General features: G+C 74.2%; 10 protein-coding genes. 9 read left to right on the top strand and 1 reads right to left on the bottom strand.

The genetic code is table 11. From position 1 onward, the window contains the following. From DZG00_RS07530 to DZG00_RS07500, 8 genes are all read left to right on the top strand, one after another. On the top strand, nt 1-2140 hold a 2140-nt coding region (locus DZG00_RS07530), incomplete at its 5' end, for a glycosyltransferase (RefSeq protein WP_119455500.1). Beyond that, nucleotides 2137-3462: a nucleotide disphospho-sugar-binding domain-containing protein gene (locus DZG00_RS07525; RefSeq protein WP_119381810.1), complete on the top strand. Its 1326-nt coding sequence runs from the start codon at nt 2137-2139 to the stop codon at nt 3460-3462. The genes DZG00_RS07530 and DZG00_RS07525, both read left to right, overlap by 4 nt. Nucleotides 3463-3578: 116 nt before the next feature. After that, nucleotides 3579-3752, top strand: coding sequence for a hypothetical protein (locus tag DZG00_RS17140; RefSeq protein ID WP_012297729.1), 174 nt, complete (start codon nt 3579-3581; stop codon nt 3750-3752). Nucleotides 3753-3822: 70 nt separating this feature from the next. Beyond that, nucleotides 3823-5514: a circularly permuted type 2 ATP-grasp protein gene (locus DZG00_RS07520; RefSeq protein WP_119381811.1), complete on the top strand. Its 1692-nt coding sequence runs from the start codon at nt 3823-3825 to the stop codon at nt 5512-5514. Nucleotides 5515-5519: 5 nt separating this feature from the next. Beyond that, nucleotides 5520-6449, top strand: a complete 930-nt coding sequence (locus DZG00_RS07515; RefSeq protein WP_119381814.1) for an alpha-E domain-containing protein — start codon at nt 5520-5522, stop codon at nt 6447-6449. Next, entirely contained in the window at nt 6446-7291 is an 846-nt protein-coding gene (locus DZG00_RS07510) for a transglutaminase family protein (protein ID WP_119381812.1), read from the top strand. Before DZG00_RS07515 ends, DZG00_RS07510 begins: the two co-directional genes overlap by 4 nt. Nucleotides 7292-7334: 43 nt before the next feature. Further along, entirely contained in the window at nt 7335-8222 is an 888-nt protein-coding gene (locus DZG00_RS07505; protein ID WP_119381813.1) for an alpha/beta fold hydrolase, read from the top strand. Next, complete coding sequence (locus DZG00_RS07500; RefSeq protein ID WP_119455499.1) at nt 8219-8713, top strand: GNAT family N-acetyltransferase; 495 nt, start codon at nt 8219-8221, stop codon at nt 8711-8713. Before DZG00_RS07505 ends, DZG00_RS07500 begins: the two co-directional genes overlap by 4 nt. A 96-nt stretch (nt 8714-8809) precedes the next feature. Here the strand turns inward: DZG00_RS07500 and DZG00_RS07495 are convergent, their stop codons facing one another. Next, nucleotides 8810-9514, bottom strand: coding sequence for a hypothetical protein (locus DZG00_RS07495; RefSeq protein ID WP_119383155.1), 705 nt, complete (start codon nt 9512-9514; stop codon nt 8810-8812). A 242-nt stretch (nt 9515-9756) separates the two neighbouring features. Between DZG00_RS07495 and DZG00_RS07490 the strand changes: the two genes are divergently transcribed. Then, a complete protein-coding gene (locus DZG00_RS07490; RefSeq protein ID WP_119455498.1) occupies nt 9757-10482 on the top strand; it encodes a TetR family transcriptional regulator in 726 nt (241 codons plus the stop codon). Nucleotides 10483-10490 lie beyond the last annotated feature (8 nt).

Below are 10490 nucleotides of genomic sequence, written 5' to 3'. Positions count from 1 at the left end.
CGACGGCGGGGGGCGGGCGGTGCGCCTCCTCGCCCGCGCCGCCGCCGACCCCGCCGACCAGCTCACCGCGGTCGCCGCCATCCACGCGCTCGCGCAGGTCTTCGACGAGGCCGCCGACATCGCGCTCGTCGCGCTCCTCGACCACGAGACCCGGTGGATCCGCGAGCACGCGGCCTGGGCGTTCGGCACCCGCCTCCCGCGCTTCGACGCGGTCTCCGGCCTCGTCGCCATGGTCGTCGATGGCGGCTTCCCCGGCATGCTCGCGCAGCGCACGCTGCAGCAGTGGGCGGCATCGACACCCGACCACGTCGCCCTCGCGCTCGAGAACGCGCTGCTCGGCGTGCAGGGCGACGACGCCCGGTCGCGGCTCGTGGAGACCGTCGGCCTCGTGCCCGGCCGGATCCCCGAGCGCGTGCTCCTGCGCATCGCGCCCGCCGCGGCCGAGGGCCCGCTCACGCGCTCCGCCGCCGTGGCCGCGCTCGGCGACCGGCCCGCGGGGGAGGCGATCCTGGCCCTCGTCTCCGACATCGCCCGCGGTGACGACGAGGTGGCCGCGGTCGCGCGCCTCGCCGTCCTCGACATCGCCCGGCGCGACGGCGACCGCGGATCCCACGCCGCGCCGCCCGCGCGCCCGGGCCTCACGGTGGTCCAGCTCTTCCTCCACGCCGACATCGACGCCGGCCTCACGCACGTGGGCGCGGGCGACAACGGCGGCATCGCCACGCTGCTCGTGCGGCTCGGGAACGCGCTCGTGGATCCGGCCGGGACGCCGACAGCGGCCCCCGACGCCGCGGCCACCGCGGCCGACGACCGCGCGGTCGACCGCGTCATCACCCTCTCCCGCGGCACCCCCGACCAGGCGCTCGGCTCGCTCGCGCACGTCACCGCGGGCGACGACGGACACGTCTTCGCCCACATCCCGATGCTGGGCGGCCCGCGCTCGCTGCCCGAGGCGTGGCCGCACCGCGTCGAGGCCGAGCGGGGGATCCGCCGCGTGCTGCGCGCAGCCGGCCGCGTCGACGCCGTGCACCTCCGCATGGCCGACGTCGGCACGCTCGCCGCATCCACGGTCGCGCGCGAGCTCGGGATCCCCGTGGTCTTCACGGTCGCGCCGGATCCGCACGGCGTGGTCGACGCGCTCGACCGCTCCGGCGCCCTCACCCGCGACGGCTTCGGCGGCGTCGACGAGCGCGAGCACTACTGGTTCCGCGTCCGGCTCGTGCAGCGCCTGGCCGCCGACGCCGCGCACACCGTCCTCTTCCCACGGCCCGAGCTCAAGCGCGACATGCGCCGCCTCGTCGGCATCGACGTGGACGCGCACCCCGAGCGCCACAGCGTCGTCGCCGAGGGCATCGACGTGGCCGCCATCGAGCGCTCGCGCGACGACGCCATGCTCGGCGCCGACGCGGACGGATCCCCGGCCCGCGCCTTCGTCCAGCTCGACGACCTGCTGCGCGACCTGCCCGAGGAGCGCCGCGACCTCCCGCTCGTCATCAGCGTGGGCCGCCTCGCCCGGGTGAAGGGCATGGCGTCGCTCGCGCACGTCTGGGCGGCGGATCCCGCGCTCCGGTCCCGCGCCAACCTCCTGATCGTGGGCGGCGACCTCGACGCACCGAGCGAGGAGGAGGGCGAGCAGCTGGCGCGCATCCTCGACGCGCTGCCCGACGCCGACGGACCCGCGGGCGCCGCCCGCCACGGCCTCCTCCTCGCCGGCCACCGCGGCAACGACACCGTCACGCGCTGGCTCGCCGCCGTCCGCTACGGCCGCCCCGGCCTCGCCGCGGCCGGCGGCGCGTACGCGTGCGCGAGCATCAAGGAGGAGTTCGGCGTCGCCCTCCTCGAGGCCATGTCGATGGGCCTGCCCGTCGTCGCGCCCGCGTCCGGCGGCCCCGCGACCTACGTGGAGGACGGCGTGACCGGCCTCCTCGTCGACACGGCGGATCCCGGGGAGCTCGCGACCGGGATCGCCCGCGCCCTCGACATCGCGGCCGGCCCCGACGCCGACGCCGCAGCCGATCGCGCCCGTGACATGGTCGCCCGCACCTTCACCATCCAGGCCATGGCGGGCACACTGTCCCGCGTCTACCGCGACGTCGCCGCAGCCGACGACCGAACCCTCTGGGAGCTCAGCGCCTCATGACCCTGCTCGTCATCAGCCCGGACTACGCGTCCCACCTCTTCCCCCTCATCACGCTCGCGTCGGCCTGGCAGCAGGCCGGCGAGCGCGTGGTCGTGGCGACCGGATCCGCGACCGCCGGCATCGTCGAGGCGTCCGGCTTCGAGCGCATCGACCTGCGCCTCGGCCGCGGATCCAACCCCGGCACCATCAAGGCCGAGGAGCAGCCGACCGGCGAGGACGACGCCCTCCGCGGCTTCTTCGCCGCCACGCGCCGCGGCATGGTCGAGACCCTGCGCTTCCAGGCGGAGGCCCGGAGCGACGACCTGCTGTGGGAGCCGGTCGAGACCGCGCGCGCCGTGCAGCGGATCCTCGACGAGGTGCGCCCCGACCAGGTGATCGTCGACCACCTCGCCTTCAGCGCCCGCCTCGCGCTCCTCGCCTCCGGCACGCGCCACGCGGACGTCGTGCTCGGCCACCCGAGCGCCCTGCCCGTCGGCGACGAGGTCTACGGCTTCCCGCCCGCGTGGCCCGCCGCGTTCGAGCCCGAGGAGGAGGACCTCGACGAGCTGCGCGCCCTGTGCGAGCGGGTGCGCGACCGCTTCACCGCGCAGTGGAACGACGCCCTCGCGGTCCTCGCGCCGCACATGCCGCCCAGCCGCGACGCGTTCGCGGAGGCCGGCGACGTGCTCCTCCTCAACTACCCCGAGGAGCTGCACGACCTCGACCGCTCCGAGCTGCTGCCGCCGCACGCCTTCATCGGGTCGGCCGTGCGCCGCGAGGCGCCCGAGGCGGAGGTGCAGGACTGGATCGACGCCGGCGGCGACCCCATCGTCTACGTGTCGCTCGGCAGCTTCCTCTCCGTGCGCGGCGACGTGCTCGCCCGCATCGCCCAGGCCCTGCGCGACCTCGACGTGCGCGTGGCGCTCGCGACCGGATCCACCGACCCGTCCGAGCTCGGCGACATCCCCTCCGACTGGCTCGTGCGCCCGTTCCTGCCGCAGGTGACGCTGCTCGGCCACGCCGACCTCGCGGTCACGCACGGCGGCAACAACTCCGTCACCGAGGCGGCGACCGCGGGCGTCCCGATGCTCGTGCTGCCGCTCTCGACCGACCAGTTCGCGGGCGCCGCGGCCCTCGAGGACGCGGGGCTCGGCCTCGCGCTCGCGCCGAACGTCGCGACCGTCACCGAGCTGCGGCAGGCGGCCAAGCTCCTGCTCAACCCGTCCGGGATGCAGCGCGCCGGGCTCGACGCCATCGCGGCGTCGCTCACCCGCTCGCCCGGCCCGCAGCGCGCGTACCAGGCGCTGGCAGGCGGGATCCGCCCGGAGCAGGCCGCGCGCTGAGCCGGTCGGGCTGCCCGGGCGACGCCCGCGCCGCGATCTCGTAGACTCGTCGGTGACCGCGTCCGCGCCCCGGCGCGACGGTCGCCCACATTCTCGGAAATGGATCAGGTGCCCTCGTGAACATCGTCGCTTTCATCATCGCGTTCGCCCTCTTCCTGGGCGGCATGGCGCTGTTCGCGTTCGCGTTCTACATCGAGGGCTTCGAGCTGCTGAGCTTCTTCGCCGGCATCCTGCTCGTCTCGGCGTCGATCGCCATCCCCGCGCACATCCTCAAGCGCACCGACGCCTGATCCGGAGCCTCCGCGGCGCCGCCCGGCGCCGGTAACACCCCCGACACACGCCCCGGCTACGCTCCCGGACATGGGTGATCTGTTCGAGGGATACGGCACGCTCGCGGCCGCCAGGCGAGCCGCAGGCGGTGCGATGCCGTTCGACGAGATGTTCCGGGATCCGCCCGTCGCGGGCGAGCCCGCGGTCGCCCGGGCCGCCTACCGCGAGATCCACGCGGCCCTCTCCCGCATGACCAAGGAGGAGCTGAAGGACCGCACCGACGCGCTCGCCACCAGCTACCTCGCGCAGGGCGTCACCTTCGACTTCGCGGGCGAGGAGCGGCCGTTCCCGCTCGACGCCGTGCCGCGCGTCATCGAGCAGGCCGAGTGGAGCCGGCTCGAGAAGGGCGTCGCACAGCGGGTCCGGGCGCTCGAGGCGTTCCTCGCCGACGTGTACGGGCCGCAGCGCGCGATCCGCGACGGCGTGATCCCCGCCCGCCTCATCAGCTCGTCCAGCCACTTCCACCGCCAGGCCGCCGGCATCGACCCGGCCAACGGCGTCCGCATCCAGGTCTCCGGCATCGACCTGGTGCGCGACGAGGCCGGCGAGATGCGCGTCCTCGAGGACAACGTGCGCGTCCCGTCCGGCGTCAGCTACGTCATCTCCAACCGCCGCGTCATGGCGCAGACGCTGCCGGAGCTCTTCGTCTCCATGCGCGTCCGTCCCGTCGGCGACTACCCGAACAAGCTCCTGCAGGCCCTCCGCGCGAGCGCGCCGGACGGCGTCGAGGACCCGAACGTCGTCGTCCTCACGCCCGGCGTCTACAACAGCGCCTACTTCGAGCACACGCTGCTCGCGCGCCTCATGGGCGTCGAGCTCGTCGAGGGCCGCGACCTGTTCTGCTCGGGCGGCCGGGTCTGGATGCGCACCACGGGCGGCCCCATGCGCGTCGACGTCATCTACCGCCGCGTCGACGACGAGTTCCTGGATCCGCTGCAGTTCCGCGCCGACTCCATGCTCGGCTCGCCGGGCCTCATGCTCGCCGCGCGCCTCGGCAACGTCACCATCGCGAACGCGGTCGGCAACGGCGTCGCCGACGACAAGCTCGTCTACACGTACCTGCCCGACCTCATCCGCTACTACCTGGCCGAGGACGCGATCATCCCGAACGTCGACACCTGGCGCCTCGAGGAGCCCGACTCGCTCGAGGAGGTGCTCGACCGGCTGCCCGAGCTCGTCGTGAAGCCCGTCGACGGATCCGGCGGCAAGGGCCTCGTGGTCGGACCGGCCGCCAGCGCGGGCGAGCTCGCCGAGCTCCGCGCGCGGCTGCTGAAGGACCCGCGCGGCTGGATCGCGCAGCCCGTGGTGCAGCTGTCCACCATCCCGACGCTCGTGGAGGACGGCATGCGCCCGCGCCACGCCGACCTCCGCCCGTTCGCCGTGAACGACGGCCGCGACATCTGGGTGCTGCCCGGCGGGCTCACGCGCGTCGCGCTCCCCGAGGGCCAGCTCGTGGTCAACAGCAGCCAGGGCGGCGGATCCAAGGACACCTGGGTCGTCGGCGACGCCGGCTTCCCCGCGGCCACGCGCGAGCGGAGCGTGCAGACGCTCGTCGCCGACCAGGCCGCGGTGACGACCTCGATCCCCATCGTCACGAACGGCGAGAAGGCGCCCGACCAGTCGCCGCACGACCGGCCGCGGAACCGCGACCAGCACGAGCAGCAGCAGCAGGCCGCCGCGCCCGCCGCCGGAGCCCGCACGACCACAGAGGGGGACCGCTGATGCCCATGCTGTCGCGCATCGCCGAGTCGCTCTTCTGGATAGGCCGCTACATCGAGAGGTCCGACGGCACCGCCCGCATCCTCGACGTGCACCTGCAGCTCCTGCTCGAGGATCCGTGGATCGACGAGGACACCGCCTGCCGCTCCCTCCTCAGCGTGATGGGCAGCGACGTCCCCTCCGACGAGGCGCTCGGCCGCGACGACGTGCTCGCGCTCCTCGCGGTGGACCGCACGCAGCCCGCGTCCATCGCGTACTCGCTCGGCGCCGCCCGCGAGAACGCCCGCCGCGCGCGCGAGATCGTCTCGAGCGAGCTGTGGGAGTGCCTCAACACGACGCGCGCCCGCATGCCGCGGAAGATCGCCAACGACCGCGTGCACGAGTTCTTCGGCTGGGTGCGCGAGCGGTCGGCGCTCGCGGTCGGGCTCGTCGAGTCGGGCACGAGCCGCGACGAGGCGTGGCAGTTCTTCACGCTCGGCCGGTCCATCGAGCGCGCCGACATGACCGCTCGCCTCCTCGCCACCCGCGCCCTCACCGAGGCGAGCGGCCCGTCGTGGACCACGATCCTCCGCTCCTGCGGCGCGTACGAGGCGTACCTGCGCACCTACCGCGGCGTGCCGAGCGCGCGCAACGCAGCGGAGTTCCTGCTGCTCGACCGGCTGTTCCCACGGTCGATCACGCACTCCATCCGGCGCGCCGAGCAGTGCCTGCACGACATCGAGCCGCGCACCGACCGCCTCGGGGTGTCCGACCAGGCGCAGCGGCTGCTCGGGCAGATCCGGAGCGAGCTGGAGTACCGGCCCATCCAGGAGATCCTCGACGACCTCCCGCGCTTCATGGACGCCGTGCAGGAGGCGACATCCGCCACCAGCGAGGCCGTCCGCCAGCGCTACTTCCCCACCAACGCGGCACCCAGCTGGGTCGGAGAGAACTCGTGAACCGCCTGCGCATCACCCACCGGACCGGCTTCCACTACGAGGGAGAGGTGACGGCGTCCTACAACGAGGCGCGCATGCTGCCCGTCTCGAGCGAGAACCAGTTCGTCCTGTACTCGAACCTCGACATCCAGCCGAAGCCGGGGCACCACACCTACGTCGACTACTTCGGCACGCGCGTCTCGTCGTTCGAGATCCTGAGCCCGCACCGCTCGCTCGAGCTCACCGCGACGAGCCTCGTCGAGGTCCGGCCGCGCACGCACGAGCCGCACCAGCTCGGCTGGGACGACCTCGCGGTCGAGGTGCAGCGCGCCACCGACCACGTCGAGCAGGTCGCGCAGACCGCGCGCACCGAGCCGCACGAGGAGGTCAGGGCGCTCGCGGAGCGGATCGCCGGCGGCGCGGGCACCCCGTGCGAGGCGGCCGCGGCCATCGCGCGCGAGATCGGCGAGCGGGTCGAGTACATGGCAGGGGTCACGAGCGTGCAGTCGACCGCGCGCGAGGCGTGGGAGCACGGGCGCGGCGTCTGCCAGGACATCACGCACATCGTCATCGGCGCGCTCCGGCACGTCGGCATCCCCGCGCGCTACGTCAGCGGCTACCTGCACCCGAAGCCGAACGCGGCCGTCGGCGAGACCGTCACGGGCGAGTCGCACGCGTGGGTCGAGTGGTACTGCGGCGAGTGGCGCGGCTGGGATCCCACGAACCTCATCGACATCGGCGACCGCCACGTGCTCGTCGGGCGCGGACGCGACTACCGCGACGTGGCGCCGCTGCGCGGCATCTACGCGGGACCGTTCCGGTCGAAGCTGTTCGTGCGGGTGGAGATCACGCGCGAGTCCTGACGCCCTCCGAGGCCGGCGGTGCGCGCGCGCCTAGTCTGGATCCATGCCCGACGACGAGCGCTCCACCGGCGGAGCCGACCACCGCACCATCGTGGACGCGGAGGGCGTGACCCTCCACTACTACGTGTGGGAGGCGGAGCGCCCGCGGGCCGTGGTGCACATCGCGCACGGCGTCGGCGAGCACGCGCTGCGCTACATCCGGCTCGCGCACGAGCTCAACGCCTTCGGGTACACGGTCGCGGCCGACGACCACCGCGGTCACGGCGCCACCGGGCTCGGGCACCTCGGGATCGGCGTGCTGGGGCCGAGGCGGCACCTGGCGGCCCTCGACGGGATCCAGCTGGTGAGCGAGCAGCTGCGGCGCGAGCACCCCGACCTCCCGCTCGTGCTCCTCGGCCACAGCTGGGGCGCGCTCCTCGCGCAGCGCATCGTCGCACGCGCATCGCACCTGTACACGGGGCTCGTGCTGAGCGGGGCGTCGCTCGCGATGCCCGGCGTGATCAACACGGGCGACCTCAACAAGCGCTGGCGGCACCCGGCGGCGTCCGGCTTCGAGTGGCTGTCGCGGGATCCGGAGGCGCAGCGGGCGTTCGGCGCCGACGACCGGAACTTCGACGTCAATGCGCTGAAGCCGTACCGGATGCGCGACTCCGTGCAGATCATGGGCCGCCCGCCGCGGAAGCTGGCGACCGACCTGCCCGTGCTGATCCAGGGCGGCGAGGAGGACTCGCTCGGCGGCCGGCGCGGCATGCAGCTGCTCGCCCGTGACTACAGCAGGCGGTCGCGCCTCAGCGACGTGCTCCTCATCGTGTACCCGGGCGCGCGGCACGAGATCTACAACGAGACGAACCGCGACGAGGTGGTCGCCGACCTCCGCAGCTGGCTGGAGTCGCGCGTGGTCGCCGCGTCGTCCGAGGGAGAGCCCGCATGACCGCCGCCGGCGTGACCCTCCGCCCGGCGCGCGCCGACGACCTGCCGTTCCTCGAGGACATGCTCCTGGCGTCGATGGACTGGCGCGACGACGGGTCCATGACGCGCGAGCGCATGCTCGCCACCCCGGAGCTCGCGCACTACGTGTCCGGCTGGCCGCGCGCCGGCGACGTGGGCGTGGTCGCGGAGGCGGACGGGGATCCGGTCGGCGCCGCGTGGGCCCGCCTCTTCGCGGACGACGACCGCGGCTACGGCTTCGTCGCGTCCGACATCCCCGAGCTCGGCATGGCGCTGGTCGCAGCGGCGCGCGGGCGGGGCGTCGGCCGGGCCCTGCTCGTGGCGCTCGTCGACGCGGTCCGCGCATCCGGCGCCCCGGCCGTGAGCCTCAGCGTGGAGGACGGCAACGACCGCGCCCGCGCGCTCTACGAGTCGCTCGGGTTCGTGGCCGTCGGGCGCGAGGGCGGATCCGACGTGCTGCTGCTCCGCTGGTGACGCGCGCCGCCTCCGGCCCGCGCCGCACGTGGCAGGGCGGCGGGCTGGATGTCCGGCCCGCCGCCCCGCGTCCCGGTCAGGAGACCGGGCCAGGCGTCATCCGCCGCAGTGCGACTTCCACACCTTCGGGAAGTCGAAGTAGTAGCCCTGGCCGCAGGTCCAGCTCTTGATGAACTCGCCGAGGCCGGCCACGACCACTCCGAGCGCGAGGCAGGAGAGCCGGGAGAGGTCGAGCGTGATGCACATGGTGCCGATGTAGGCGGCGACGCCCACCGTGACGGCGGTCTTGATGACCCAGCCGGGGATGTGCCACTCGTGGTTGCTCCAGAACCACTTCGACTCGGCGATGCTGCCGGCGCCGCCCTGGGCGGTGATCTCCGCCTTCGTCACCGGCTTGCCGTCCTTCGAGTCCAGCGTCTGCTGGATCGCCGCGTTCTCCACCGCGTTGGCGTGGGAGGGCGCGGTGTCCTGGATCTCCGCGCGGATCTCCGCGGCGACCTGGGCGTGGCTCTCGCCCTTCGCCGCCCACGCGGGGATGCGCTGGCCGGCGACGACGGTGCCCTCGGTCGCGACGGTCGCGAGCTGGTCGGCGGTGATCCTGCCGCTCTTCACGTCGTGCTCGAACGTGCCGTCGAGGAGGGAGGACGCCACGACCGACTGCTCGAGGTGGGCGGGCGCGGCCTGGGCGGCGTCGCCGGCGCCCATGCCGAACAGCGCGACCGCGGTGGCGGTCGCGGCGGCGGCGAGCAGGCGGACGGATCGGCGGGAGTGGATCGGGGCTGCGGGTGATGCGAGGGACATGGCTGACCTTCCGTATCGAGGGGCGACCATCGCCCCGCGAGCACGGTAGGGGCGCGATCCCCGCGCTCCGGGGTCCATCGGCTACGTCCCGGTGAACGCCGCATGTCCGTCAGACGCTCGTCTGACGAGTCCGCGCGCGCCGCGACGTGGCGCCGTCCGTTCACCCGGGCGTCGCCCTCCCGTCGTCCTGCGCGGGTAGCCTCCTTCGATTCGCGCCCACCCGGGGAGCGGGCGGGAGCGACATGAACCAGCGGCAGGCGGCGGTGTCCCGGGCCAGGCGCGAGATCGTCGAGGCGGCGGGCGCGCAGTTCGCGGCCCACGGCTACGAGGGCACGTCGTTCTCGCGGGTGGCCGAGGCGATGGGGAAGCCCAAGTCCGCCATCGGGTACCACCTCTTCACCTCCAAGGAGCGGCTCGCGAACGCCGTGGTCGAGGACCAGGAGGCACGCTGGCTGCGCATCGAGGCCGCGCTCGACCGGCCGGGGGCGCTGCACGAGCTCGTCGTCTTCCTCCTCACCGCCGCGCGCACGGTCGAGGTCTGTCCCGTCGCCGCCGGTGCAATCCGCCTCCTGCAGGACATGCCGCGCCTCGGCCTCGCCGTCGAGCGCCGCTTCGACGTGTGGCGCTTCACGCGGAGGCACCTGGAGGCGGAGCTCGCGGTCCAGGGCGTCCGCGCCGCGGACCTCGAGGACGCCGTCGACGTCCTGCTCAGCGCGACCTTCGGCGTGCTCTCCTTCCGATCGCCGAGCCCGCCCGAGCGGGACCTGGCCGAGCGCCTGCGCAGCCTCTGGATCCCGCTCCTCACCCATCTGGGGCTCGACGACGCGGACGCCATCGTGCGCGCCGCCCAGCCGCTCGACCTCGCGCTCGTGGAGGGAGGCCGCCCGGACGCCTCCGAGGCGCACCTCGGGACGGCGCGCGTCGGGGCGGACGATGCCGCCCCGCAGGAGGACCGCGCCCGCGCCTGACCCGCACG

This window comes from Clavibacter lycopersici (genome assembly GCF_003576405.1).
GTDB classification, from domain to species: domain Bacteria; phylum Actinomycetota; class Actinomycetes; order Actinomycetales; family Microbacteriaceae; genus Clavibacter; species Clavibacter lycopersici.
This window is presented reverse-complemented; position numbering and strand designations above follow the sequence as displayed.

Excerpts from the sequence above, each read along its gene's own strand:
- DZG00_RS07500 (WP_119455499.1), top strand. The coding sequence starts at position 8,219 with ATGACCGCCGCCGGCGTGACCCTCCGCCCGGCGCGCGCCGACGACCTG.
- DZG00_RS07495 (WP_119383155.1), bottom strand. The coding sequence starts at position 9,514 with ATGTCCCTCGCATCACCCGCAGCCCCGATCCACTCCCGCCGATCCGTC.
- DZG00_RS07490 (WP_119455498.1), top strand. The coding sequence starts at position 9,757 with ATGAACCAGCGGCAGGCGGCGGTGTCCCGGGCCAGGCGCGAGATCGTC.
- DZG00_RS07520 (WP_119381811.1), top strand. The coding sequence starts at position 3,823 with ATGGGTGATCTGTTCGAGGGATACGGCACGCTCGCGGCCGCCAGGCGA.
- DZG00_RS07525 (WP_119381810.1), top strand. The coding sequence starts at position 2,137 with ATGACCCTGCTCGTCATCAGCCCGGACTACGCGTCCCACCTCTTCCCC.
- DZG00_RS07505 (WP_119381813.1), top strand. The coding sequence starts at position 7,335 with ATGCCCGACGACGAGCGCTCCACCGGCGGAGCCGACCACCGCACCATC.
- DZG00_RS07515 (WP_119381814.1), top strand. The coding sequence starts at position 5,520 with ATGCTGTCGCGCATCGCCGAGTCGCTCTTCTGGATAGGCCGCTACATC.